25 protein-coding genes are annotated in these 26148 nt (G+C 47.9%); 10 read left to right on the top strand and 15 right to left on the bottom strand.

Annotated features, from left to right (window positions below; translation table 11 throughout):
• The first annotated feature begins 143 nt into the window (after positions 1 to 143).
• Positions 144 to 737, top strand: coding sequence for an HPP family protein (locus ACO1NU_RS15125; protein ID WP_448819328.1), 594 nt, complete (start codon positions 144 to 146; stop codon positions 735 to 737).
• 12 nt (positions 738 to 749) lie between these two features.
• On the opposite strand, the gene ACO1NU_RS15120 is transcribed toward ACO1NU_RS15125, so the two are convergent.
• The 5 genes from ACO1NU_RS15120 to ACO1NU_RS15100 all read right to left on the bottom strand — a co-directional run bounded on the left by ACO1NU_RS15120 (position 750) and on the right by ACO1NU_RS15100 (position 8555).
• Positions 750 to 1733: an alpha/beta hydrolase fold domain-containing protein gene (locus tag ACO1NU_RS15120; protein WP_448819327.1), complete on the bottom strand. Its 984-nt coding sequence runs from the start codon at positions 1731 to 1733 to the stop codon at positions 750 to 752.
• A 58-nt stretch (positions 1734 to 1791) separates the two neighbouring features.
• On the bottom strand, positions 1792 to 3414 hold the full coding sequence (locus ACO1NU_RS15115; protein ID WP_448819326.1) for a RagB/SusD family nutrient uptake outer membrane protein: 1623 nt from the start codon (positions 3412 to 3414) through the stop codon (positions 1792 to 1794).
• 16 nt (positions 3415 to 3430) lie between these two features.
• Positions 3431 to 6718, bottom strand: a complete 3288-nt coding sequence (locus ACO1NU_RS15110; protein ID WP_448819325.1) for a SusC/RagA family TonB-linked outer membrane protein — start codon at positions 6716 to 6718, stop codon at positions 3431 to 3433.
• A 202-nt stretch (positions 6719 to 6920) separates the two neighbouring features.
• A complete protein-coding gene (locus tag ACO1NU_RS15105) occupies positions 6921 to 7913 on the bottom strand; it encodes a FecR family protein (protein WP_448819324.1) in 993 nt (330 codons plus the stop codon).
• Between the two features lie 69 nt (positions 7914 to 7982).
• Positions 7983 to 8555: an RNA polymerase sigma factor gene (locus ACO1NU_RS15100; protein WP_448819323.1), complete on the bottom strand. Its 573-nt coding sequence runs from the start codon at positions 8553 to 8555 to the stop codon at positions 7983 to 7985.
• Positions 8556 to 8911: 356 nt separating this feature from the next.
• On the opposite strand from ACO1NU_RS15100, the gene ACO1NU_RS15095 reads away from it, so the two are divergent.
• From ACO1NU_RS15095 to ACO1NU_RS15080, 4 genes are all read left to right on the top strand, one after another.
• Entirely contained in the window at positions 8912 to 9400 is a 489-nt protein-coding gene (locus ACO1NU_RS15095) for a hypothetical protein (protein WP_448819322.1), read from the top strand.
• Positions 9401 to 9404: 4 nt separating this feature from the next.
• The gene (locus tag ACO1NU_RS15090; RefSeq protein ID WP_448819321.1) at positions 9405 to 9677 is read left to right on the top strand and encodes a phosphatase PAP2 family protein; all 273 of its coding nucleotides are present in this window, start codon (positions 9405 to 9407) and stop codon (positions 9675 to 9677) included.
• 125 nt (positions 9678 to 9802) lie between these two features.
• The gene (locus tag ACO1NU_RS15085; RefSeq protein ID WP_448819320.1) at positions 9803 to 10297 is read left to right on the top strand and encodes a hypothetical protein; all 495 of its coding nucleotides are present in this window, start codon (positions 9803 to 9805) and stop codon (positions 10295 to 10297) included.
• A gap of 358 nt (positions 10298 to 10655) precedes the next feature.
• On the top strand, positions 10656 to 11171 hold the full coding sequence (locus tag ACO1NU_RS15080; protein WP_448819319.1) for a plastocyanin/azurin family copper-binding protein: 516 nt from the start codon (positions 10656 to 10658) through the stop codon (positions 11169 to 11171).
• Positions 11172 to 11241: 70 nt separating this feature from the next.
• On the opposite strand, the gene nrdF is transcribed toward ACO1NU_RS15080, so the two are convergent.
• From nrdF to ACO1NU_RS15045, 7 genes are all read right to left on the bottom strand, one after another.
• Entirely contained in the window at positions 11242 to 12225 is a 984-nt protein-coding gene (nrdF, locus tag ACO1NU_RS15075; RefSeq protein WP_448819318.1) for a class 1b ribonucleoside-diphosphate reductase subunit beta, read from the bottom strand.
• Between the two features lie 87 nt (positions 12226 to 12312).
• A complete protein-coding gene (nrdE, locus tag ACO1NU_RS15070) occupies positions 12313 to 14403 on the bottom strand; it encodes a class 1b ribonucleoside-diphosphate reductase subunit alpha (RefSeq protein WP_448819317.1) in 2091 nt (696 codons plus the stop codon).
• A complete protein-coding gene (gene nrdI / locus ACO1NU_RS15065; protein WP_448819316.1) occupies positions 14400 to 14765 on the bottom strand; it encodes a class Ib ribonucleoside-diphosphate reductase assembly flavoprotein NrdI in 366 nt (121 codons plus the stop codon). The genes nrdE and nrdI overlap by 4 nt, the downstream gene beginning before the upstream one ends.
• A 4-nt stretch (positions 14766 to 14769) precedes the next feature.
• Entirely contained in the window at positions 14770 to 15006 is a 237-nt protein-coding gene (locus ACO1NU_RS15060; RefSeq protein WP_448819315.1) for a glutaredoxin domain-containing protein, read from the bottom strand.
• Between the two features lie 242 nt (positions 15007 to 15248).
• A complete protein-coding gene (locus tag ACO1NU_RS15055) occupies positions 15249 to 17417 on the bottom strand; it encodes a cation:proton antiporter (protein ID WP_448819314.1) in 2169 nt (722 codons plus the stop codon).
• A 21-nt stretch (positions 17418 to 17438) separates the two neighbouring features.
• Positions 17439 to 18008, bottom strand: a complete 570-nt coding sequence (locus ACO1NU_RS15050) for a hypothetical protein (RefSeq protein WP_448819313.1) — start codon at positions 18006 to 18008, stop codon at positions 17439 to 17441.
• A 163-nt stretch (positions 18009 to 18171) separates the two neighbouring features.
• On the bottom strand, positions 18172 to 19320 hold the full coding sequence (locus ACO1NU_RS15045) for a lactonase family protein (RefSeq protein WP_448819312.1): 1149 nt from the start codon (positions 19318 to 19320) through the stop codon (positions 18172 to 18174).
• 161 nt (positions 19321 to 19481) lie between these two features.
• Between ACO1NU_RS15045 and ACO1NU_RS15040 the strand changes: the two genes are divergently transcribed.
• Together ACO1NU_RS15040 and ACO1NU_RS15035 are read left to right on the top strand one after the other, a co-directional pair.
• Entirely contained in the window at positions 19482 to 19928 is a 447-nt protein-coding gene (locus ACO1NU_RS15040) for a KTSC domain-containing protein (RefSeq protein ID WP_448819311.1), read from the top strand.
• 124 nt (positions 19929 to 20052) lie between these two features.
• A complete protein-coding gene (locus ACO1NU_RS15035) occupies positions 20053 to 21066 on the top strand; it encodes an acyltransferase (RefSeq protein WP_448819310.1) in 1014 nt (337 codons plus the stop codon).
• A gap of 68 nt (positions 21067 to 21134) precedes the next feature.
• Here the strand turns inward: ACO1NU_RS15035 and ACO1NU_RS15030 are convergent, their stop codons facing one another.
• Complete coding sequence (locus ACO1NU_RS15030) at positions 21135 to 23111, bottom strand: heavy metal translocating P-type ATPase (RefSeq protein WP_448819309.1); 1977 nt, start codon at positions 23109 to 23111, stop codon at positions 21135 to 21137.
• Between the two features lie 163 nt (positions 23112 to 23274).
• Here ACO1NU_RS15030 and ACO1NU_RS15025 point away from each other — a divergent pair, with 163 nt between their 5' ends.
• The gene (locus ACO1NU_RS15025) at positions 23275 to 23661 is read left to right on the top strand and encodes a hypothetical protein (RefSeq protein WP_448819308.1); all 387 of its coding nucleotides are present in this window, start codon (positions 23275 to 23277) and stop codon (positions 23659 to 23661) included.
• Between the two features lie 89 nt (positions 23662 to 23750).
• Here the strand turns inward: ACO1NU_RS15025 and ACO1NU_RS15020 are convergent, their stop codons facing one another.
• Complete coding sequence (locus ACO1NU_RS15020; protein WP_448819307.1) at positions 23751 to 24152, bottom strand: (deoxy)nucleoside triphosphate pyrophosphohydrolase; 402 nt, start codon at positions 24150 to 24152, stop codon at positions 23751 to 23753.
• Positions 24153 to 24158: 6 nt separating this feature from the next.
• Positions 24159 to 24539 (bottom strand): SRPBCC domain-containing protein, encoded by a 381-nt coding sequence (locus ACO1NU_RS15015; protein ID WP_448819306.1) that lies wholly within the window; start codon positions 24537 to 24539, stop codon positions 24159 to 24161.
• A gap of 118 nt (positions 24540 to 24657) precedes the next feature.
• Between ACO1NU_RS15015 and ACO1NU_RS15010 the strand changes: the two genes are divergently transcribed.
• Positions 24658 to 25401 (top strand): nucleotidyltransferase, encoded by a 744-nt coding sequence (locus tag ACO1NU_RS15010; protein ID WP_448819305.1) that lies wholly within the window; start codon positions 24658 to 24660, stop codon positions 25399 to 25401.
• 1 nt (position 25402) lies between these two features.
• The gene (locus ACO1NU_RS15005) at positions 25403 to 26143 is read left to right on the top strand and encodes a metallophosphoesterase family protein (protein ID WP_448819304.1); all 741 of its coding nucleotides are present in this window, start codon (positions 25403 to 25405) and stop codon (positions 26141 to 26143) included.
• Positions 26144 to 26148: the final 5 nt, after the last annotated feature.

Here is a 26148-nt window from a genome sequence, read left to right as displayed (position 1 = left end):
ATGATCCTCACTTTTTAAGAGAAAAAAAAGCATTTTTGCCACATCAACAAACAATGCGCCTTCTGAACGATTATCAGCATTTCCATAAATGCAGTAGAGCATAGCTATGGTCGGTTCGTTAAGGCCACAGACATACTGTTTTAATGAAGAAACACATTAGAAAACATGTAAGAAGAGCCCGGTACATCTTCTATAAAGAAACCCTTGTCAACTACAAAGAGCACTTGTGGACCTTCCTCGGATCTTTTGCAGGGATTGCCCTTATCGGACTCCTGCACGATAAGTCTTTTAGTCCAAGCGACAATCTCTTTCTGGTAGGCTCCTTTGGCGCTTCAGCCGTGCTGGTCTTTGGAATTATCAACAGCCCGCTTGCACAACCCCGGAATCTCATTGGGGGACATGTTTTGTGTGCACTTGTCGGCGTAACTGTTCACAAGATCTGTCCTCATGATGTCTGGCTCGCCTCTGCCCTCGCCGTCTCATCATCCATTGTGCTGATGCAAATAACCAAGACGCTTCATCCTCCGGGGGGAGCCACCGCGCTGATCGCCAATATCGGTTCAGAAAAGATCCTCGCGCTGGGATACTGGTATGTGTTGAGCCCGATCTTGTCCGGAGTTCTCGTGCTCTTGCTGGTAGCACTCCTTTTCAACAACATGACCTCGCACCGTAGCTACCCGAACAATAAGAAATGGTATCAAATATGGCGGCGATATAAAAAAAGGCAGTTTCAATAAACCTGCCTTTTTTTACTTCTTTGCAAATACCTGGTTCAGGAATCGGGTGATGTGTTGAACCGTCGGATCAAACCAAGGTTCAAACAAGCAGAATGAGTGAGGAGAATTTTCAAAAGTGAATACCTCCGAGTAAACACCGTTTGCATTTAGCACCTTTCTGAAATCATCCCGACCAGCATGCATGCGCTCTACTGAGCTGTTTAGAAACAGAACAGGAGCCTTATTGTTAGCAGCATGCGTCAGAGGGGAGGCATCTTTCCAAAGATCCGGATTTTCAGCTTTCCCATAGCCAAACCAGTACGTTGCCGCAGAGGTAGACTTCCTGTCATCTCCTTCGCCTGACTCAGGGTGCACAAACGACAGGGTGCCATCAATGTCTACAATAGCCTGAACGTCTGAAGATTGAGACCGATTGCACTCCCCAACCTCAAACCTGGCCATTCCACTTGTTGTGCCCACAAAAGCGGCCAACTCCCCCCCTGCAGAAAAACCCGTTATAGCTATTTTCGAGCTGTCTATATTGAACTTTTTAGCATTCGCTCGCATCCACCGCAATGCTGCCTTCACGTCATGAACAGCTGCCGGATAGAGCGCTTCGGTCGAAAGGCGGTATTCTACAGTAAAGCTTGCAAACCCGGCGTCAGCAAGATGCTGTGCGAGTGGTATGTGTTGTGTCCTGTTTCCCGACCGCCATCCACCGCCGTGAACAATCAACACGGCCGGGTACCCGGATGAACGCTTCTTTGCAGGTTGGAAGGCGTCGATTCGGAGGTCTCGCTTCCCCACACGGCAATAAACCAGCCCACGGCTTTCTTTGACAGAAGGAAATTTCTTTTCTCTAACTATCCTGATGTCAGGATACTGCTTCGCTGTGCTTCGAAAGGCTGAATAGGTAGAATAAGAAGTATCCGGCTTCCCGGTAAGCCCTTTCGTACTTTGCGCCATAGACACAGAAGCACAAAGAAGGCTGAATATAAATACGAATGAAAATTTCATAGTGTTCTTTTAGGGCTCCGGCGCAATATAATAAAGCGCCGGAAGATCAGAAATAGGTTTAAGGATTTTGCTTGAGCTTAGGGTTTTTATTCAGCTCCTGCAACGGAATGGGAAAGATGCTCCTGTTGTCTCCATTTGGCGAATGCGAAAGCCAGGACTTTTTGGTAAAGACCCCAAAGCGGATCATGTCCTGTCTCCTATGCGCCTCTGCAGCAAATTCCCACCCAAGCTCGTCCAGGAACCTGCCGTAGCGAATATCACCCACCGGCTCATTCGTGGTTGTAAAATGATTTTTCAATCCGTACTTGTAAGAGGTAGTTCCCTGCAGCTGTGCACCGGTAACCGTAGCTAAAGCCGGATTAGACGTGAAACTTCGCTGACGTACCTGAGTAACCAGCGCAGCGGCACCGTTCGCATCTCCCGTCCGAAGTAAACTCTCTGCCTTCATCATCAGGATGTCGGCATAACGCAGGAGAGGAAAGTCATTATTCATATTATTGGGAGACGAGTTCTGAGCAATCTCAAACTTATTAATCCGGTAGCTATGGATCTCCTGTGTGGAGTCAATCCCCGGGCACTCATTCACATATACCAAAGGTTGTCCAATGAGTACTCCATAAGCACACTTCAAAGGCTCCCCGTTAGCTGCATACTGCTGACCCATCATCCAGCCCTCTGTCAGCCTCTTATCTTCAGGATGGAACGTATCAATAAACTGCGGAATAGCATTCAACCCGCCATACCCACCTGACTTCGCTCCATAAGTGAATTGATTTTGTGGCGACATCGTCCAGGCGGCCAGATAAAACCCGCCGGCATACACCTCATCATGCGGCACCGCCCAGATGATCTCCTTTGAATTTTGATTCTGCGCTTTAAATACATCTTTCTGAACAGCCTCCAGGCTGAACTTCCCTGAACTGATTACCGCATCACATGCCTGGATACACTTCTGCCACTCAGCTTGACCGCTGTACACTTCTGCGTTCAGATAGACCTTGGCCAGCAGCGCATTAGCCGACCATTTGTTATTGAACCTTGCGTAAGTGCTAACATCGCTGTTCTCAGATAAAGCAGGAATGGATGATGTAATCTCCGCTACAATAAAATCGTAAACCTCCTTGCGTGTGTTCTGGTCGGGAAGAAATCCTTCTGGCACGTCAAACCGGTCTACAATGGGCACGTTCCCAAAATTGTCGCAAAGGACAAAGTAGTAAGATGCCCTTAATACCTTTAGTTCAGCGAGGATGCTCGTCTTCGTTGCCTCGTCGGTTGGAATAGCACCCGATTCAATCTGGTATATCACCCGGTTGCAGTTCGTTACCCCTGCATAGGTCTTTGTCCAGAGATCCTGGCAATGCGCCTGTTCGGGTGTCCATTTATGCTCGTGCATCCTGCGGTGCAAGCCACCATCCACAAACCCATAGGGTTTCGCTGGTACTGCCAACTCATCCGCTGCAATCTCCTGGGTGATGTAATAGCCGGTGGCGTTCGACATCAGCACATCGCGCCAATTTGCATATGCCGGTGCCACCAAGGAACCTATATCGTCTTTCCCCGGAACATAGCTCGATGCGATGATGTCGGTAAAGCTCTCATCCTCTAATTTGGTGCACGCCTGAATGCTTAAAAACAGAAGTCCTGAAGCGAGTATACTAGTATATCTTGTTATTGTATTCATGATGATAGGTGATGATTTAATTAATAGAAAGACTTAAGCCTAGCGTATATACCCTAGTGGTCGGATACTTGTCGCGGTCGTCATTTCCCGGGAAAAGACCCAGACGGTTCACTTCCGGATCCATTCCCTTGTAGCCGGTGATGGTAAAGGTGTTCAGTGTCGACACGTAGATCCGGGCTGATTTAAAATGCTGTGAAGGCAGGTTCAGCTTATAGCCAAGCGTAATATTGTCGATCTTCCAGAAATCACCATTCTCGACATAGTAGCTGTTGTATTCCGGAAGAATGTTCTTGTTGAGCACCGCCTTTCCAAACACCTCGTCGTACGCGGAACTCAGCTGGTTATATAATGAAAAGCCGGGAACTTCCGAGTACATGCGCTGAAAATTGAGAATCTGATAATCGAACGCTCCCCGCATGGTGATGCCCAGATCGAAGTTCCCATAGGTGAAGTTATTGTTCCATCCTGCATAATATTTAGGGAGGCCATTCCCAAGAACCTTTTTGTCTGCTTCAGCCTTCGTGTTCGACAATTCACCTGCCTGATTTTCGTAAACCCAGCTGCCATCCTCATTGATATCGACGATCTTATAACCAAAGAAATTGCCTATCTCCTTACCCACCTCTACACGGTGCGTGTACGTCTGTACAGGCGAGCCTGTAAATCCCACATTGATGAAATTGTTAGTCGTCTGATACAGATCGTTGGAAAGGGAAACCAGCTTATTCCGGTTCGTAGAAAAGTTGAAGCTGGAGAACCAGGAGAACTTCTTAGTTTGAATCGGCTGGAAGTTAAGCAACGCTTCAATGCCCTTGTTCTGCATCACCCCAACATTGGCCTTTGTGAAACTATAGAGGTTCGGAGGTGATGGAACCGGATAGTCATAAAGCAAGCCATTGGTGCGGCGGTAATAGTAATCCACCGAACCTCCGATACGGCCTTTCAGAACGGTAAAATCTAGACCGACGTTTGTTTCTTTCTTCACTTCCCACTTGAGATAAGGATTCGGGTTGCTGATCGGACTTAATCCTGATATCCACTCCCCGTTAATCAGGTAGGTAATGGCGCGTCCCGTTATAGGGTCTGTGTAACCCAGCTGACTCACTCCTAAAAAGAGATCGTCAGGAGCAGTACCTGTAACACCATAGCCTGCACGGATTTTCAGGTCGTCGAGAAAGCTGACATTGCTCAGAAAAGGCTCCTTGCTGATCCTCCACCCTGCAGATACCGCTGGAAAGGTACCCCAAGGATCTTTTGTACCAACAAAGCGCGAGGATGCTTCATGGCGCAGGTTAGCGGTCAGCAGGTATTTCTCCTGATAATTGTAGGTCAGCCTTCCGAAGAAACCGATCAGATTGGAAGCAAATTTTCCGCTGTTTAGACCCGACAGACCATTCCGTAGCGCCGTCCCCTGACCGATATTGTCTATATAACTGAAATTCCCCGCCGGGAAATCCAGATTTTGCATGCTGCTGCTTTCACTTGTATTATGCTGATAACTGTACCCGCCCAGTGCGGAAAAGTTATGCCTGTTAAAGGATTTGCTATACTGCGCGGTGAACTCGAACAGGTTGTCTATGCTTTGCCCGGTACTCTTGGAAGCATATCCCTGCCGGCCATCACGGACGGTTGATATATGCTGTTTAGTCTCTGCGTAACCGAACTCGCTGTTAGCCTTACTTCTCGACACAAGCCCTTTCAGCTGCAGACCGCTGATGGGCGTCCATCCCACACTACCACTCAGACGAGTAGTCTGAGACTGGTTCTCTCCGTACGACTCATTCAGCAACGAAAGCGGGTTCTCATACCCGGCAATGGCCGTTTGCTCCTGCCAGGTACCATCCTCATTACGTATCGGAGCCGTCGGGTTTCTTCCCAGCACCTGCCTCCATACGGTTGTATTGAAGCTGGTTCCGCTACCAAGACTATTATACTTGTTATCTGTATTTAGAACGTTGAAGTTGAGCTTCAGCTTATTGTCGAACATGTTATGATTGACATCAATGCGCCCGTTGATGGTCCGGTTATCTGATTTCAGAAATACACCTTCGAAATAACGGTAGCCCAGCGTACCCACGTAGTTCGTCTTCGCACTTCCGCCTCTCAGTGAAACATTATGACCATTACTCAGGGGCGTGCTTCTGCTTACTTCCTTCACCCAGTCGGTATTACTGCCCAAGTCTTGCAAAGGCAATCTTTCCTTGTATTCTTCAGCATTCAGCATCTCCGGAAGATTGGCAAATTCCTGTGTGCTGGCGTAACCATTATAATCTATAGTCGGCTCGATCGTTCCACTTGGCTTTTTAGTGGTGATCAGGATGACGCCGTTGGTTCCCCGCGTACCATAAATCGCGGCGGCAGAACCGTCTTTCAGAACATCCATGCTCTCTATATCTTCAGGAGCAACTGTGTTCAGGTCGCCAGGTATCCCATCGATCAGGATCAATGGCTGCACGCTCGTTCCCAGAGTTGCTGTACCACGCAGCAAAATCTGAGTGGAAGCTGTAGGATCTCCGCTTGGTGTAGCGATGGCAAGTCCCGCCACTTTACCCTGCAGGAGCTGTCCCGCATCTTTTACAGCGCCCCGGACGAAGTTTTCTGCCTTCACGCTCGTTACAGCACTAGTCACATCGGCCTTTTTCTGGGTACCATAGCCAATAACGACCACCTCGTTCAAGTTGGTGAGTTGTTCCTTGAGGCTTACATTCAGTACACCTGAACTACCCACTGTGCGTTCTTCTGATACGAATCCGATGAAACTGAAGACCAGTACGCTCTCCGGACCAGGGACCAATATCCGGAACTTACCGGTCGCGTCAGTACTGGTACCTCCTTCCGCCGCCTTGATCTTCACACTGACACCCGGCAGCGTGTTACCCCGTTCGTCTGTTACCTGTCCACTCACGGCAACCTGTAACTGCTGATTGCCACCTGGCTCTCCAGCCCGTACCGCCGTCAGCTTCACAGAAATCGTATTATTGATCTGTTTGAAAATCAAGCCGGTTTGTTTGCTGACTGATTCCAATATCGTTGCAACCGAGGCCTGCTCGCCTTTTACCTGCACCTTCGTATGATGGTCAATGAGGTTCTTGTCGTAAAAGAACCGGAACTGCGTTTGCTTTTCAATAACCGCAAACACGCTTTTAAGGTCCGATTCCCTCGCCGGGACGCGGACACTTACGTCGTTCAGCGTCTGCGAACGGCCGTCTTCAGCAACAAGCATGAAAGACGACAAGCAAACGACGAAGATGGACAGCACGGCTTTCAATGACATAAGAAATAACGTATGCTTTAAATTTTTCATAAATTAGGAAGGTTTAATGAAAGGTTATTCGTTGAACTCACTAGCGCCTGCAACGACCGACCAAAGTGTTTGCAGGTGCTGTCTTCAGACTTTCTGAAAGCCTGAATCGTACATAGAAGCTATGTTAAGTTTGCATGTCGTTTTTTGGTTAATTGATTAAATAGATGTATTGCGCTGCCGACAGTCGGGCCTTCTTACGCCCTTATTTGCATGATCCTCCGCGGATCGTCACGTGTTTACCCTCAATTTTGTAAGTAATGCTTAGTGCGAAGCGCATCGCCTCCAGCACGTTCTCAAGGGTTTCCTGCCTATAAGAACCGACCATCCTGCAATTTGCCAGGTTGCTGCTTTCCATCTCGATCCTCACACCATACCAGCGCTCCAGAACGGGTGTCATTTCAGCAAGGGTCTTACCCGTAAAACTCAGCTCGCCGCTCTGCCAACCCATATATTCTCCTGCTGGTACGTTCTCGCGGATGGTGAAACCCTTATTTCCCAAATAGGTAGCCTGCTGATCTTTTGTCAACACAACCGTACATTGTTTTGCCGGAACTTCTTTCGCTTCAGCCAGGGATATTTCCGCGACCGAAACTTTCCCTGATCGGACGCTTACTTGAGCAGGGCTATCTTCATATGTCCTCACATTGAAGGAGGTACCCAAAACGACCGTATTTAGATTACCCGAGCGGATAATGAAAGGCTTTTCTGCGTCGTGAAATACCTTGAAAAAAGCTTCACCCTGAAGTGTCAGGACCCTCTGATCCCTGTTAAACTTCTCTGGGTATTTCAGTAAACTCCCCGCATTAAGCCAGACTTCCGTTCCGTCAGAAAGTTGCAGCTTTCGCATTCTCCCATACGGCACCTCTACGCGGACTATACGTACCGGATCGACCATGTCGCGGATCTCCTCCTTCTTCCTGTAGAGTATCAATGAGACAGAAACCATTAGCAGTATGGTAGCAGCAACTTTCAAGAGGCTAAACCTTTTGATCATTATCGTTCCTGCGGAACGCTTTTGCTCCGGCAGGTCCGTTTTTGTTTCAGAAGGCTGATAAACGAAGTCCGATTGGTTAGCGTGCAGATCCGCAATCTCTCCTGTTTTTATCAGGTGAAACAACAGCTCAATCTCCTCCAAAGAAGCTTCGTTGTTTTTGTAGCGGCTAAGAAGTTGTTTATGAAATTGCGTCTTGTTCATAATCCGGTCTCATGAATAAAGACACCAGCAAATGGGATAAGGGTACCCCTAGGTGGAAAATAATTTCAATTAGTTGTACCAAGCCCAAGCGAGGACTACGAGAATCGACAACAGCATGTGCAGACCATTCTGAATAGCCAGCCGCAAAAGCTTCATTGATCTTACCATATGTTTCTTTACAGCATCCCTGGATATACCCAGCATTTGGGAAACCTCCTGATAACTCTTTTCCTCTTCCCTGCAAAGCTTAAATATCTTCTGCGTTTGAACTGGAAGCGTCTCTACTGCTCTTTTCAGATGATCCAGATACTCTGCGGAAAGCAGATTATCCTCCGTAGGATTGCTGCTTTCAACAGCCGCGAGTACGATCTTCTCTTTCAGATTTTCCTGCACTGAGGCTTTTTTCAAGAAGTTGAATGCTGCGTTTCTGGCTACAATAAACAGATAAGATCTTAACGATGCTATTTCCGGCAAATCTGCCCGGCCTTCCCACAAACGAATGAAAATGTCTTGCGTAACATCATCGCTCAGATCTCTGCATTTGACATACTTCATAACAAAGCGGTGGATTGATGTCCAATGCTGTTCGTAGAATCTAGCAAAGGCGGCTTCATCACCCTCTCTGATTCTGGATAACAACATATGGTCATCTTGAAAATACATGGTTAGTAGCAGGTTAAGAAGTATCGAACAAATAGTTCGGCGGGTCGCTTTGTTAACATCCGCCGGCGGCTTATTGGTTTATTTATTGAATATACACCCTTCATCCGGCAAGTGCAAAGACTGCTGAATAAAATTGTACGTTCGTATCAGGATTGTGCAGTTATTCAAAATCACCACCGCACGTAAATATTGGCCGTCGCGAATCTTCAGATACGAGCACCGAAGCAGGACGCGATTGCACTAATCTACGGACCGACAACGCCTACATTTATTTCTGAACTTGAATATCTATTTGAGCAGAAGAACGTTATTTAAAGAATATTGATGAAAACAGGATGAAAAACCAGTGGCTATTGTATGGCATCATCATCGTTCTGATTCCGGCGATTGTGGAAGCGGGAAGTATCAATCAGCTTGTACCAAGCCCTGAGCCGGGCGACAGCTCGACAAACAGCCATCACCCGATTTTTACTTTTATCCTCCCTTCTGTCCTTGTCTCTTATGGAATGATGTCCATGGAGAACCAGGTAGTCAGCCAGATCGATCATCATTTCAATCACGAGATAATGGAGGGCAAAAAGCATTTTTCCGCTCCCGTAGAAAATGGCCTACAATACAGTCCGGCGGCCATGGTGTACGCGCTAGAAGCCTTTGGAATTAAAGGAAGAAGCAAGCTCATAGATCAAACCAATTTATACCTGATGGCAAATACGCTGAGCAAACTATCTGCCTCTTTCGGCAAGGATCACTTTCACAAAACCCGTCCCGCGGGAGATCCAAGATCCTTCCTCAGCACACACAGCGACGGCCTTCACAGCGGCTGAGTTTATGCATCAGGAATATAAGGACCAGGCGCCATTGTTGGGATATGCCGGATACCCTTTAGCTGCCCTTACTGGCGCATTAAGGCTGACGCATAACAAGCATTGGTTCAGTGATGTTGTAGGAGGAGCCGGTGTAGGCATCCTTTCGACCAAGATCAGTTACGCGGCCTATCCCTGGCTAAAAGAGAAGCTATTTCATACAAAGTCGCACGCCACTATTTTGCCGTACCGTGCGAACGGTACGGTAGGGATCATGTTTCAGAGCTCACTGCAGTGAAGACCCGTCCCTGACCGTCTCTTATCAGTTTGAACAAGCTCAATGAGAATCAGTCGCTTGCCTGACCGCCGTCATCCACATAGCGCCCGAAGTGTGTGACATTAGATCTATAAAAGCATCAGAAAATGGGCTCAATATACATCCGGCGTCCAGACTGTTCACGTACCGCGAGCAAGTATCTCCAGCAGGCGCTCTCTGCCGCTTATGGCAGGGATCCCTCCTCTTACCTGTACCAGTTGTTCCGCAACTGCAGATCGACTGCTGGTTTTCTGAGAGACCAGTTAAGGTATATTTCCCATACGCTCGACAGATGCAGCCCCTTGCCGGATGACCATTTCGACCTCCGGATTCACTGCCTTGGGCGACAGATCACCTTTCTTCAGATCCTGACGAATAAAGTTGAAGAGGACCTGAATGATTACCACTGCGTGCTGAAAGAAACCGCTGAAAACCGCCCGGTAAGTAACAAGCGTGCCTTAGTGGAAGAGGGGCAACGAATTTCAGCAGAGCTTGATGATCTCCGAGACATCATTGCATTTACCAAAAAATCAGTACATATCCTTTTCAGACACTCTTCTAAAAGGCCATTTGGCGCGTCCAATTGTCCAGACTACGATTAGCGATCTCGCTTTTTTGCGCCTGAAATACCTGACGTGTATAATCAGCACGTTCAACAAAATTTAACCGCGGAGAACCTGCTTCAAAAGCTCGTTCTGCGCCGCCGCACGATAAGTGGATCATCAATACAAGGAAAGCGGAACACAGAGCTGATCATCCCGACTCCGCAGCACTACTCATGCTGACTGCGGTCTGTTTGTACTTGCGCGGCCTTTATAGCCTGAATATACAGCAATACACTTCACATCAAGCACTGTATCCTATTATAATCCTTTTGTCAGAAAACCTGAAAATGACTATGGTCATTTCTCTGAGCTGCCTTATTTCGTAAACTTGAGAAGACCACATAAATGCAATGTCATGAGAAAACTCTTCTTACTAGGTGCTTTCGCATCAGCACTGATCATCTCTTCTTGCGGGGGAGACCAAAAGAAATCGCAAAATACCGACGCAGCAGCCGGTACGCAGAAAGCGACCAGTGAAAGTACAGATGCCGCTCCGGTCATCAGGAATACGGTCGTTGTCACAGGCAATGATCAAATGAGATTCGACCTGGATGAAATCAGAGTAAGGGCTGGTGAAAAGGTAACCTTAACCTTCAAGAATGCGGGGGTATTATCCAAAGAAGCAATGGGACATAATTGGGTCTTGTTGAAGCCAGCTACAGACGTAGCCGCATTCGCTACGGAAGCCATAGCGAGCAAGGCAACCGAGTTCATCCCTACAGGTTCCAAAGCGATAGTTGCGCACACCAAACTACTGGGTCCCAATGAGTCTGACACCATCACCTTTACAGTTGAAAAAGGAGAATACGAATATATATGCAGCTTTCCCGGCCACTACGGCATTATGCGCGGAAAACTGATCGCCGAATAAAAGCGTATCCAGTCAAGGGAGGCGAAACTGCAATGCTGAGCCTCCCCCGACTCCGGATAAACTTCTGTTGTTAATTGTAACGATCTACGGCGAGCTGAAAGTCTTCATCCCGTAGGTGCACGATCTCTGTAGCCTTTTCATAGTTAGTCGACTTTTTGGAGAAGAAGTCATGCTGCGTGGTATCTACATTCAAGCCATTCAACACGATTGGGTTGATGTCCTTCACATCAAACACCTCCTCAAAGCCGAGATTCATCAGCGCCTTATTGGCATTGTAACGCACATACTCCTTTACCTCTGCGGTGAGACCAATGTCGGTATATACCTCATCTGTGTACTTCAGTTCATTTTCGTACAAGATATTCATCAGCTCGGTCATCTCGCGTCTGGCTTCTTCCTTGTCGTCTAGTCTTTTGTAAACGTCCTGCGCCAGGAGGCCTACAAAAACACCGTGAATGGACTCGTCCGCAACAATCTTCTTAATGATATCTGCACTCGCTACCATCTGTCCCTGTCCGCATAACCATAACGGCATAAAGAAGCCGCTATAGAAGAGAAAGGATTCAAGAAGCACAGAAGCCGCCAGGGCCATGAACAACTCATGGTCGGTAATCTGCGCCTTATCGAGCACCCGGTAATAACGGTCGATAGTAGCAGCCTTAAACTGCAGGCGCTTATTCTCCTGAACCCAGGTAAAAAGCTCGTTGATCTCCGGGGTGCTGCAAACCGTTGTAAAGATCGTGGAATACGATTTGGCATGGATGGCTTCCATCATGCACATGAACGACAAGACGGCTTTATTTTGCAAGGAGTCGATGTGGTCGATGATCTTCGGCATACCCGTATGGCTCTGCAGTGTGTCGAGCAGGGTCAATCCTCCGAGCGCATGTTTATAGGCATCCTGAATTCCGGGCTCCAGGCTCTTCCAGCTATCGATGTCTTTTGATGGTATATATTCGGTGTCTACCCAGAACTGACGGATATTCTGTTCCCAGAACATGCCGGCATAATCGTTTTCAGGGGTATTCCAGTTAACTGCTGTATATTGTTTCATTTATGGATACAAAATTGTCTTTCAAATAAATGATGAGGTTCCGGACGGGAAATCCGGCACCTCATCATTAAGCTTCTTTTTCCGGCACTATACTGCGCAGGATACACATTCATCAATACCGGCTTTTCGGGTCCTGGTATAATACAGGGATTTCAGTCCCAGTTTATGGGCATAGATATAATACACCGCGAGGTCGCGCGTACTGTCTTTGGTATTGGTATGCAGGATGGTGGAGATTCCCTGATCCACATGTCGCTGAATGACCGAGATCAGTCGCAATACCTTCTTCTGGTCCATGTCGTATGCCGATTTGTAGAAGAAGTAATTGTCGTTGGTCAGGTACGGCATCGGATAATAGGTGGTGCTGTCGCCATATTCGCGCACCTCTATCACATCTACAACGGGCATCACGGAAGCCGTTGAATTCATGATATACGAAGTAGACTGATTCGGCGCAATGGCCATCCGGTACGCGTGGTAAATGCCATGTTCGGCTACTTCAGCTTTCAGGCGCTCCCAATCTTCTCTGCCGGGGATCTCTACTCCTTCAAACAGCCGGGCTACCTTTTCGCTTTTGGGTTGAATATCATCCCGGATGTATCCGTCGAAATAAATACCTGAAGCATAATCGGATGACTCAAATCCTTTAAAGGTTTTCTTTCTCTCTCTGGCAATTTCCATCGAGCGTTCAATAGAATAGAAATTGACCATCATAAAGAAGACATTGCAGAAGTCTAACGCATCTTCGCTCTCATACATGATGAAGTTTCGGGCGAGGAAAGCATGAAGGTTCATGGCTCCCAGACCTACACTGTGCAGCTCTTCGTTCGCCTTCCGGATGGAGGGAACCATCTCAATGTTGGTAATATCTGAAACGACGGTCAGAGAGGTCATCGCTGTTTTCACTGCTTCCTTCACACGCTTGTTCTCCATGACGGTGACGATGTTCAGGGAGCCTAGATTACAGGATATCCCGTAGCGGATTGTGTCTTCCTTGCCGTAGCTTTCGATATCAGATACCTCTGATACCTGCATGATCTCGGTGCAAAGGTTAGAGAATTTCACGCTTCCTAGTGCGTTTAAGGCATGTCCCCGGTTGGCGTTATCCTTGAAGAATATATAGGGGTATCCACTCTCCTTCTGCGTTTGCGCAATCTTAACGAGCAGGTGACGTGCATTAATCTTCTTCTTTTTGACCTTCGGATTAGTGATGAGCTCTTCGTACATCAGGTCCATATCCATCTCATCGAGGTACTTGCCATACTCCAGCATCACCGTATGGGGATAGAACAGGTAGCAGGACTCGTCTTTCTCGGCAAGTTCCATAAACTTATCGGGAACGATGACGCCGATAGAAAGGGACTTGATGCGAACTTTCTCGTCGACGTTGATCTTCTTACAGTCCAGAAACTCTTCGATATCCGTATGGAAGATATTCAGATAGACCGCACCTGCACCTGCGCGCTGACCGAGCTGATTAGCATAGGAAAAGGTATCTTCCAGGATCTTCATTACGGGCAGGACACCGCTTGAGCGGTTCTCCACCCCTTTTATAGACTCGCCGCGCCCACGCACCTTCGACATATTAAAAGATACGCCGCCGCCGATAGAAGAAAGCTTCATGGCTGAATCAATGGCATAGCCGATGCCGTTGAGATTATCGCCTACCTCATCAAGAAAGCAGGAAACGAGCTCTCCCGAGCGCTTTTTTCCGGCATTAAGGAAGGTTGGTGTTGCAGGCTGATACTCCTGATTGATCAGGATCAGGGCCTGAGACATGGCTTCTTCCAGGTTACCGCGCGAAAGGAACAGGGCTACGGCGACCACGCGATCTTCGTAGCGCTCGAGGAACTTCTCACCGGAGTCGTCCCGAAGAGCGTAGCTCTGGAAGAACTTAAATGCACTCATGAACGATGGGAACCTGAATTTACGGGCGTAGACCATATCGTAAACCTGCTTCATCTCTTCGAAGGTGTACCACTCATAGAAGTTGATGTAATAATCATTCTCGATGAGGTAGTCAATCTTTTCCTTCAGCGTATAGAAGAATACGGTGTTCTTATTGACGTAGTCGAGGAAGTAAGATCTGACTGCTTCTTTGTCTTTGTGCAGGCTATATTCGTCATCCTGCTTTCTCATGATCTCGTTATTCAGCAAGATCCATTTTTTTGCAATCATGTATATTGTTCTATTATTTCAATGAAGTTCGTAACGTCTTTCCTGGTGCCTGCGAGCTCAAACTTGAGCGACACCGGGATCTGGTAATGCGATGAAACCTGGTCGGCGGCACGGGCAAAGTTCTGTCCCCAGTTCCTATTTCCACTGGACGACACGGTCTGGATACAGCTGCCATACTGATTCATGAACTGCAGGGTCGTATCGGGCACCTCGCCCATACGTGTGGTAAACGTGACGAGGTGGCCGGGGTGTTCCGCCTGTAGATCCGGACTTATTCGCTGAAGGTGCCAGCTGCGCAGTTCGCGTACCTTCTCCATAAACCGCTCCACATTGCCGGTTTTGGTATCGTAATAAATCCACATGTTTCTATACGGCGAGTGCTTTTTGAAGCTCTTCAGGCTTGAAGCCGATGATGCGGTGCAGAATTTCGTCCTGGTGCTCAACGATTACGGTAGGAACCGAGCGCACCTTGTACTTCATCGCCATTTCAGGCTGATCAAAAGGGTTTACAGTGATATATTGAACACCTTTCATATTCAGGTACTCAGATACCATATTGCATGGAGCGCAGTCTTCCTTTTCGAATTTGATGATTTTTTTCATTGCCAGAGATGTTTGAATGTTAAGTAATTTTTCGCTTCGGTTTCGTCAGCATGAGAGAAGATCTTTCATGCTGATGAAGCCGGGTCACAAAATTGCGATATCAAGCATCAACGCAAGCGACAAGTTATCGACACCTGTTGATAAGTAATCACGAGATCCGCGATTATGACAATGACAGGACGTGAAATAACGAGTTTTTTTATGTAAGCTATGGGATTTGGCTTATGTACAATAGCGTGATGCTACTTACGTCGCATCCATCCCTTCAGTATAGAGCCGGCACGTCCAACTGTTCCAATCTTGTCGGCGAGAACCTCAATCAGGTTACCATCTGCCTGCTCAATATCGGTCATATTGATTCCGCTTTCCAGCTGCTTCGGGAAGATCATCAGCAGACTGAAACTGTTGAAATATTGGTGCAGGTAGTAAGGCAGCTTGTCGAGCTCGCGGGTGTAAGAAATATGACCTTTGCGCGAAGAAATAATCAGGAACAAGTCGTTCTGCTTCAGCTCCCGGCTCAGGATCAGGAAGTCTTCCCAGTTGCTGAACTGCTGGAATGTTTTTACCACCATGGTGTTTCGGGTCTGGTCCACGGTCTGAATGGCATCCATTGTGGCTTCGTTGGCGTAGAACACCAGCGGAAGGGCTGCCTCGCGGGCAATGTTGTATACCTTACCCAGCCAGTGGATGAAACCCGGTTCCAGCTCGGCTTTGGGCGGTACAGCGGCAACAATCCGGTTTAGGGTATTGATGGGCTGCAGCGGTTTGTAAATATAGACAGTTTCGTTCACCCGCTGGAGAATGTTCCCGGCTACCGGACCCAGGAACTGGAGCTGGCTGCTATGGCGGTGAAGGCCTATCAGGACGTCGGTGATGGCATGCTCCTTAATCGTATAGGTGATGGCATTGCTCACGTTGATATCGTAGCGGGTAAGCGGCTCCAGCGTATTTTCCGAAGCGGCGGCGTGGCTGATGGCTTTGTCCATCATCTTTCTTCCGGCGACCTGCGTACTTCCGGAGGTGTTTTCATCGCTGACGATGTGCAACGCGTAAACAGGAATATTGCTTTTTCGTGGTTTGAGGATCAGGCCGAGGTCGACGAGGTCCTGTACCGTTTCGGGATATGCCAGGGAGATCAGTATCTTCTCATCTGTGTTTTCCGCGGCCAGGTCCATGCTCTCTTCCTCCAGTGCAAGGGTCTGAGAGGCTTTTTCCACCACAAAGGAGCTGATAGCACAACTGACCAGGATAAGAATAATGGTGCCGTTTAGCACGTCTTCATTTAAGAGACGGATAGGCTCACCGGCAGCTGTTTCACCCACAATGATGTTGTAGCCCACCAGAATAATGGCCAGTGTGGCTGCAGCATGCGAAGTACTTAAGCCGAAGATCATCTTCCCTTCGGCTGCGGAGAGCTTGAAGATCTTCTGAGTAAATAAGGCTGCCAGGTATTTGGTCAATACAGCAACAAGTACGATCACCCCTGCTACCTTCAATGCACCAACACCATTGAAAAGAACCCTGATGTCGACCAGCATACCGACACCGATCAAAAAGAAAGGTATAAAGAGGGCATTGCCGACAAAGTCGATGCGGTTCATCAACGGAGAAGAATGTGGTACGAACTTGTTCAGCACGAGTCCCGAGAAGAAGGCTCCAATGATGGCTTCGATACCTGCCGCTTCCGCGAGGAAGGAAGAAAGGAAAACAATGGCCAGAACAAAGATATACTGCGAGATGCTGTCTTCAAACTTCTTAAAGAACCAGCGGATCATGGGTGGAAAGAGGAAAAACACCACACATACGAACATGATGCAGGAGCCGCCAAGCTGAACCCAGAAGGAGGATGATACATCCCCTTTGCTGACCCCGGCAATAGCAGCCAGGATGAGGAGGGCGAGGATATCGGTGATCATGGTTCCGCCAATCGTGAGGGTAACAGCCCGGTTCTTGGATATACCGTAGCGACTGGCGATGGGATAGGCAATCAGCGTATGCGTAGAGAACATGCTGGCCAGGAGAACTGACGACAAAAGGCCGTAACCGAGCACGTAGTAGCTGGCTAATGAGCCTACAATGAGGGGAAGGAGAAAGGTAGTAAGCCCGAATACCACGATTTTGTTCCTGTTCTTTTTAAACTCACTGATGTCGATCTCCAGTCCCGCAAGGAACATGATATACAGGAGTCCCACCGTACCAAACAACACAATACTGCTATCGCGCGTCAGGAGATTCAATCCATAAGGTCCGACAATCACGCCGGCAATGATCAGCCCGATAATATGGGGCACTTTGATCTTATTAAATAATATAGGGGCAAAAAGTATGATGAACAGTACCAGTGAGAAGATCATAACAGGATTCCTCAGAGGTAATGTAAATTCAAGGTTCGACAATAACACCATCAACATAGACATCTCTTAGGGGCTGAATTATTTGGATAATTCCAGTGCGTAAACGATCCTGCAATCGCCGGAACGGAGTATTTCACGGACGCCCGTAAGCTTTCCGCTTGAGTTTATCTGCATCCTGACGATCATTCGCGTGGATGCATCGGCTTGTTCTTCACTGGGCCTGGCCGTGAGTTCAATACCTCTGGCGGTGGAAACTCCCGAATACACGCGCACCAGTTTGCCACGCACGGTTGCCTTGGCGATGAGCACATCGTTCTGGTATCCGAGTTCCCATTGTTCATTTTTGGTATCACCGATGGCTGAACCCGGACAACTTGTTTCGGTACAAATCATCTTCACGGCCCAGGTACCTACCAGATCTGCGTTATACATGGCGGTGTCCGCAGGATTTACGCTGTTCGTGTCCAACTGCTTTACCCGTTCTGTTAATTCCTGCTCCTTTATCTGCAGCGTCTTTTCTTTCAGAAGCAACTCCTGCTCCTTTTGAGAAAGCTCGATCTCTTTTCTTCGTAAAGCATCTTCTTTCTTCTTATCGTAACAACCGCTTGAAAGCAACAAAACAGCCAGTAAAAAGCAAATATTTCTCATCAAAATATAGTTTGGTATTTCATAGTCGTGGAAGCGTCTGTAAGCACATTATCCGAAAAACACGCCTTCGTCACTTCATCTTTTATAGAACACGTATGCGGTAAAGTTATCGATTGTAGTCTCTAAACTGAAATTAATAGCTTTTTGTTCCAGGATTGTTATACTATCTGGCTAATTGAATAACCTCAATCCAGTTGGGATTTCTGCCCGCGGCGGCGTCTGACACCTTGCTTAATGTGCCGCTTTGCGGGTTGATCCGGTACACGCTTAGGCGGTGCGACTGCTGTCCCGCCACAATAAGGAATTTACCACTGGGATCTATATTAAAACTGCGTGGCTGCGTCTCTGTCGGGTAGTGAGCGATGACTGTCAATTTCCCATTTAGGGGGTCTATTCTAAAAGCGCAAAGGGTATTGGAGCCGCGTTCTGTGGTATAAAGAAATAGCCCGGAGGGGTGGACGTGAATATCGGCGGCAGAGGGCTTGCCGGAATGCGCTTCAGGCATGAGATTGACAGACGACAAAAACTTCAATGCACCTGATTGCCCGCTTTCGTAGCTGTTTATTGTACCATCCAGCTCATTGATCAGGAACCAGAAGCGCCCTTCTGGATGTTCTGCAAGGTGACGCGGTCCAGCTCCGCTAGCGGTTTTAATGAGAGGTGGATCGTTGGGCCTCAGCATTCTCGTGCCGGGATCGAGCGTGTACTGCAGTATCTGATCGTCTCCCAGATTCGGCACATATACGTGCCTGTTAAGATGATCGGCAACGATAGCGTGAGCATTCCTTCCTGTGCTTAGGACCTGCAGGGGTTCTGGCTGAAGCATCCCATCAGGTCCGATAAAATTAACGGATACCTTGCTCCCGGAATACGATGCAGCGAAAAGATATCGTCCAGACTGATCGACGGAAAGGTAAGCCATATTAACAGGCAGCTTGGCAGTCGCGAGGTGATCGAGCATTCCATTTTGGGGGTTGATAGAAAAAGTGCTGACTGCATAGGGTTCTGATCTGAGCGAAGCATACAGGTAACGGTGATCGGGGCTTAGCGCCAGGGGCATCACATTGCCGCTGGTGGGCTCGCTTTCGATGAAGCTTAATTGCCCGGTAGTGGTGTCCAGCTTCATGACGAAGATTTCCCGGCTGTCGGCATTTGAAATATAAACCACGGTCTTCCCCTGTGGCTGAACAACTTTGGAAGGCCCGCTTTGCTGCTCGTGCAGATGACTTCCGGACTTATGCGAAAGGCAAAAGCTCCATGTATTAAGAGCGCAGAGGCACATGAGGAGTCTCAGGAAGATGATCTTTTTCATAAACCGCTTTCTATCAAAGTCTCCGCAAAGTAAAACATTTCTCCGGCGGCAGATCATCGTACGAGAATTTTTCTTACCTTTGCGGCTTATTCCTTGAAAATAAAGCATACCGCATCTCGTTTGCCTTTTTTCCTTCAAAGGCATAATTACCAAAAACATTCATGAAGAAGATTGTAGATTTTAGAAAGCTCCTAGGGGTTAATGACAGTACTGAGTTAAAAGAACTGAAAACTATTTACCGTAATTTTATGAAGGATTGCCATCCTGACAAGTTTCAGGACAATCCGGAGGAACAATTAAAAGCGGAAGCAAGAAGCAAGGAGATCATTGAGGCTTACCACTTTTTGGTTAGCATTGCACCTGAAACGCGCGTTGCCAATCAGGAAGAATACAGCACTACTACCGGCACAAGCGCTATCGCTGATTTTGAGTATAAATCTCAAACGCTGAAGATCAAGTTTATGGACGGCAGTGCATATGAGTACTTCGACGTACCAAAGGGCATTTACACCAAGTTGATCAATGCTGATTCTCCGGGGCGTTTCGCGAGAAGACATATTTATAACGAGTTCGTTTACCGCAACGTCAGCAAGCTGGCGACGGCATAAGACCTTAAGATGGATGGCCCTTGTTTCTTATCAGACAAGGGCCATTTTATTTCCATTCGCAAGCGGCCCCCTCCGTGCGCCCGCTTTCACTAATTTCGGCGGATAATATTCATTGAAGCGTGTGATGATAAAACAACAAGAGAAGTTTATCTGGGCAGATCAGCTGCGTACCGCTGCCATAGTCGGCGTAGTCACTGTTCATTCAGCCGCTTCCATACCTTCTCTTTTCGGACAAATCGCTAGCGCCACCTGGTGGACGGGACATCTGATTGACTGTCTGGCACGTTTCTGTGTGCCTGTTTTTGTGATGCTCTCCGGCGCGTTGCTACTCAGGACCCATAGCCGCCCCCTGGATTTCTACCGACGGCGGTTTTCGAGGATTGTTTTTCCCTTTCTCTTCTGGAGCTTGATTTACAGCCTGCTCCAACTGGCGATTAAGTCGGGACGTCTGTGGCAGATGTCGCCGTCAGAGTATCTGAGTTTATTCGGCAAGCAGCTTGTTCAGGACAGCATTTCCTACCATTTCTGGTATGTTTACATGATCATGGGCCTTTACCTGCTAATCCCAGTTCTGGGCAAGTGGGTCAGAAGAATGTCCGGTCCTGCTCTTCTTGGTTTGAGCGGACTGTGCTTTATTGGCGTTTTTTGTGCGGATCTTTTTGGAGAAGCCCTGAAGGTTCCGGATGTATTACGCTATGTTGGGTATCTGCCGCTGGGTTACTATCTGGGCAACCGGCAGTTTAAAGGAAATATGCAGCCGCTTTGGCTGTTTCTGGCGCTAAGCGGCTTTCTCATTACGGTAGTGGGTACCTTCTGGATCTCGAGTCAACATGAGCGTTTTGACGCCAGCCTGTATGGTTACGCGAGTCCGAACATCCTGATGTATTCTGTAGGGATATTCATGCTGTTCAGAAACATCAACTGGGGCATGCCTTCCAGACTTAGTGCCTTCATCAGCAGATACAGCTATGGAATATACCTTGTTCATGTACTGACACTTAGCCAGATCAAGCTCAGCTGGTTCATGCAGCATCCGCTATTGTCCATCCCCTTGAGTGTTGTGCTATGTATGGCAGTATCAGGAGTCATTATCTTTTCACTAAGCAGACTCCCCGCAGGGAAGTATATTTCCGGTTAAAGGCAGTTCAATGCCTTTTGAACCATGCAAGCTTGAGAACGGAGTTTAATCGCTGTGGAACTTTCGACTTAGCCTTTGTAACGGTAACCCAGCAGGCGCAGCGCATTGAACACCACAAGGAGTGTTGAACCTTCGTGACCTACGACCGCAATTCCGATATTGGCGACGTTGAGAATGGTAAGCGGAACCAGGATGGCCACCATGCCCAGACTAATCCAAAGATTCTGCTTGATGATGCGATGAGACTGTCTGCTGAGGCCAATGGCAAAAGGCAGATTACTCAGATTATCACTCATCAGGGCCACGTCTGCAGTCTCAAGTGCCACATCAGACCCTGCAGCTCCCATGGCAATACCCACACTGCTTTTCGCCATTGCAGGTGCATCGTTCACGCCGTCGCCTACCATCGCTACGCGCTCTTCCCTCTTCAACAGCGCATCAATGGATTCAAGCTTCTGCTCAGGCAGCAGACTTCCCCATGCTTCGGTGATCCCAATCTGTTGCGCAACAGAGTCAGCCACCTGCTGATTATCGCCGCTTAGCATTACCATGCGGCGAATGCCCAGTTTCTTCAATTTTTTTATCGTTTCTAAGGCTTCCGGTCGCGGTGTGTCCATTACGGTGATGACGCCTATTGTAGCATCATTCTGTCGAACCACGATGGTGGTATGCCCACCGCGTTCTTTGGAAGCTGCAAGCTGGCGGATGTCTTCGGTCAAGTCGCCGAACATAGCGGCATTCCCGATCAATATCCGGGAGCCCTCCACGTCTGCACTGATGCCGTGACCTGCTACAGAAGTCACGTTGCTGACTGCAATATCTTTCAAGTCTGAGACCTTTTCTCCGGCAGCTACAATGGCAGCAGCAATAGGATGATTACTGTGGTGCTCCACAGCTGCAGCGAGACGCAGAACCTCCTGCTCTGATGCGCCGTTTACGGCGGTCACCGATGTAAGCTTTGGCTTTCCTTCGGTAAGTGTGCCTGTTTTGTCGAAGGCAACTGCTCTCAGGCCTCCAAGCTCTTCCAGAGGACCACCGCCTTTAAACAGCACCCCGCCACGGGCACCACGCGCTATTCCACTCAGCACAGCACTGGGTGTGGATATGGCCAGTGCACAGGGGCTCGCTGCGACAAGGACCGCCATCGCCCGGTAGAAGCTATCCTTGAAAGGTTCGTCTATGAATAAAAATGCGCAGAGTAACATCGCCACGAGAGCAATGACTCCCGGAACGTAGTAGATCTGTACCTCATCGGTAAATATCTGGGTACGGGACTTCTGGGCCCTGGTATCGCTGACAAGCTTAATGAGTCGGGACAAGGTAGAATCAGCCGTGAGCTTAAGCACCAGAATCTGGAGCTCCGAGCCTCCGTTTATAGTCCCTGAAAAAACCCGATTCTCAGGATGAAGATCATTGATATTGACAACGTTCACATCTGCATCCTCAAGAGCTTGTTTATCTACAGGCACACTCTCTCCCGTGATGGGTGCCTGGTTAACAGGCCCCGCACCTTTCACCACAACGCCGTCGGCAGGGATCCTGGCATCAGGCTTCACGATCACCAGATCACCAATCTGCAGCTCTTCTATCCTGACTTCCACCACTTCAATGCCCTTCTTCACGAAAGCTGTCTTGGGGTTGAGTTCAGATAATGCAGCTATGGATTTATGAGCTTTGCTCATCGCGGAATGTTCCAGGGCATGACCGAGACTGAAGAGGAAGAGCAGTAAAGCTCCCTCAGACCATTGTCCCAAGGTCGCGGCTCCCACAGCAGCAGCCAGCATCAGGAAGTCGATATCGAAACGTCCTTTCGAAATACTGGCAGCGGCTTCCTTCAACGCAAAAAAGCCACCGAAGAAGAATGATACGATATACAGCAAGAGCGGAATCCAATGATTTACGCTTTCCAGAAAAAAAAGAAAGAATCCCAGCGTGAGGAATGATCCGGCAAGAATACTGAATCTTAGTTCTGTCTTAGATCCGAAGATGCCATCGTGGTTGTGAGCTCCATGATGATCATGATCGTGATGATGATGTTCTGACATAGTCTATGAAATGCTTGTGTTCAAATATATTGATATAGGGGAGATAAATACGCCTTTTTTCCTTTGTCGGTAACAGGAGGAGTCTAAACAAAAACAATCAAAGTACTTCCTTGTTCGGATTAGGAAGGCTGAAAAGCATATTACGGACTCAAAAACTACATCTATGAAACACCTCCCATTCCTGACACTCGCCGCCGCGCTGCTTTCTCTTTCTTCCTGTTCGGAGAAAATTGTGGGCACCTGGAACATTGCACGCTACCAGCGAATTGTGCCCGGGGGTAAAAACGAAGTTACGGTGACCAATATCGGGACGATGAAGTTCAAGAGCAACAAGACCGGCGAGAAGGAGGTTAAATATTCCATCCTGAACAACAAGGTGGAGAGCCTGACAACGTTTAAATGGAACTTATTTGATAACTATGTAACCATCCATGGTGCGGATGATGAATTTAACAAGACCTGGATACAGGTAGAGAACTCGCGCAAAGTACAGATCCTGAAGTCGACCGACGGCTCAGACGGCGTACAGGTCCTCGAATTAAGAAAATAAAGTGATAAGGTGGGTATGCCTTCAGGCATACCCTTTGTTTCTATCAGGTAGCATCGCTGTTTCTATTTGACTAACGCTGCAGTGTTTGTTCAGATAGTGCCGGAGTGTTTGTTCAGATAGTGCTGGAGGATGGGGATATCTGCTTCTGCCCAGTCGAGCGCCGCCAGCTCCGTGTGCTTGAACCAGCCATGGGCCTGGTGTTCTTTCAAACTGATATTTCCGGATAATATGGAACAAACGAAAGGAATTAGGCGGACACTTTTCTTTTCGTACCGATGAACCGATGCGGGAAGCTCTTCCTGTACAGCAATGGACATATCCAGCTCTTCCTGTATTTCCCTGACCAGGGCCTGCCTTGGAGTCTCTCCAGAATCCAGCTTTCCGCCAGGGAATTCCCATTTACCAGGAAGATCCATAGACGCACTACGTTGCGCCGCCAGCACCTCCCCCCGATCATTCACGATCAGGGCACAAACAACATCAATCAGCATCCTTGCTTATTCACTATAGAAATCTTCGAGCGACTGAAAATACACCTCATTCCAGCCTTCCACAATATCATCATAGTTTTCATCGGCGATATTGGTATGTTTTAGCTCTACAGACGTTCCGTGCTTGTGAAGATGAAGCTTGATGGTAACAATCGATTCTTCAGGCTGATCGCCGAAATACCATTGCTGAACAATCTTTTTACCGTGTTCAAATTCCAGGTTCTTCCCTACTATACTGCCTTCCCAGAGGGAGAATTCAGAGCCCGGCTCTGTGGACATCTCCGCTTCTTCGCCACTCCACAAATGAATGGTGACTGGGTTTGTCAGCGCCATATAGACCTCCTCCGGAGAGGCAGGTATGATATAATATTTGGAAAAATCTTTCATGCTTTTTTGCTTGTACTAACCTCAAAGATAAGCATAAGATGACAGATCGGTATTTACATCGGCAAACATTCCATGCCTGTACCGGGTTATAGATACTGCATTTATAGCGCGCACATATATGATCGAAACCGAGGAACAGAAAACAGAGTCAAATAAGATATACAGAGAAGCCCTTGAAATACTGAATACTAGCGGCGCTCACTACATGTTGGGTGGAGCCTTCGCGATGTTCAACTATACAGGCATTTTCCGCGACACAAAAGATCTGGACATATTTTGCAAACCCAGTGAATACACCAAAATCCTGAAGCATTTCGCCGACAATGGATATGAGACGGAGCTCACCGACGTGAGATGGCTCGCAAAGGTTTATAAGGGCGATTTCTTCATCGATATCATTTTCGACACGGTAAATAATATCTGCACCGTGGATGATACCTGGTACGAACATGCACCTAGTGGGGTTTTTGAGGGCATACCTGTTAAGTATATTCCGGCTGAAGAGCTGATCTGGTGTAAGATCTACGTGCAAAACAGGGAAAGGCATGACAGTGCAGACATCAACCATACGCTGCTGAAGTACGGCAAGCATTTGGACTGGAAAAGAATCCTCTTCCGTCTTGATCAGCACTGGCATCTCCTGTTGGCTCAAATACTTATTTTTCAGTTCGTGTACCCGTCTGAATATACTGACATCATTCCGAAGTGGTTATTTGATGAACTAATGGAGCGGGCGAGAGAACAATATGATATTCCGGCCTCGCTGGAAAAAGTTTGTCGCGGACCTATCATCGATCAAACTCAATATAAGATCGATATCAAGGAATGGGACTACAAGGTATGTACGATTAAAACTGTCTAGAATGGAGAACGAAACCAAGAAAGTACGGATTGCAGCCGTTGGGGATGTACACATTAGAGAATCTGATAAAGGTAAATGGTCTGAATACTTCAAGGAAGTATCGCGACAAGCGGACATCCTGCTGATCTGCGGGGATCTGACAGACACAGGTGATGAAGGAGAAGCGGAAGTACTGGCACAGGAACTGAAATCATGTACCATACCCGTAATCGGAGTACTGGGTAACCACGACTATGAAAAGGGCCGTCATAAGCTTATCAGGCAGATACTCCAAAACAACAATATGACGATCCTGGATGGAGAAGCGATTGTGGTGAACGGAGTTGGATTTGCCGGGGTTAAGGGCTTCGGTGGAGGATTTGACGGACATATGCTGTCGATGTTCGGAGAAGGTGCCATGAAGGCCTTTGTTCAGGAAGCGGTGGATGAAGCCCTGCATTTGGACAGGGCATTGGCCAGACTGGATCAGGAGCATGAGAACATCAAGAAAATTGTGCTCCTTCACTATTCGCCGATAAAGGAAACAGTAAAGGGTGAGCCTGAGCAGATATTCCCATTTCTTGGTTCATCGCGACTTGCTGAGCCGCTCACCAGAAGGAACGTGGTAGCTGCATTCCATGGGCATGCGCACGTTGGACAGCTGAAAGGTGAAACGTCTGGAGGGGTGCCAGTCTATAATGTGGCGAAGCCTATTTTAACGCGTATCGGGTACGAATTTCCTTTCTTTGTTCTGGAAGTTTGATATTT

This window comes from Arcticibacter sp., from assembly GCF_053551015.1.
This window is presented reverse-complemented; position numbering and strand designations above follow the sequence as displayed.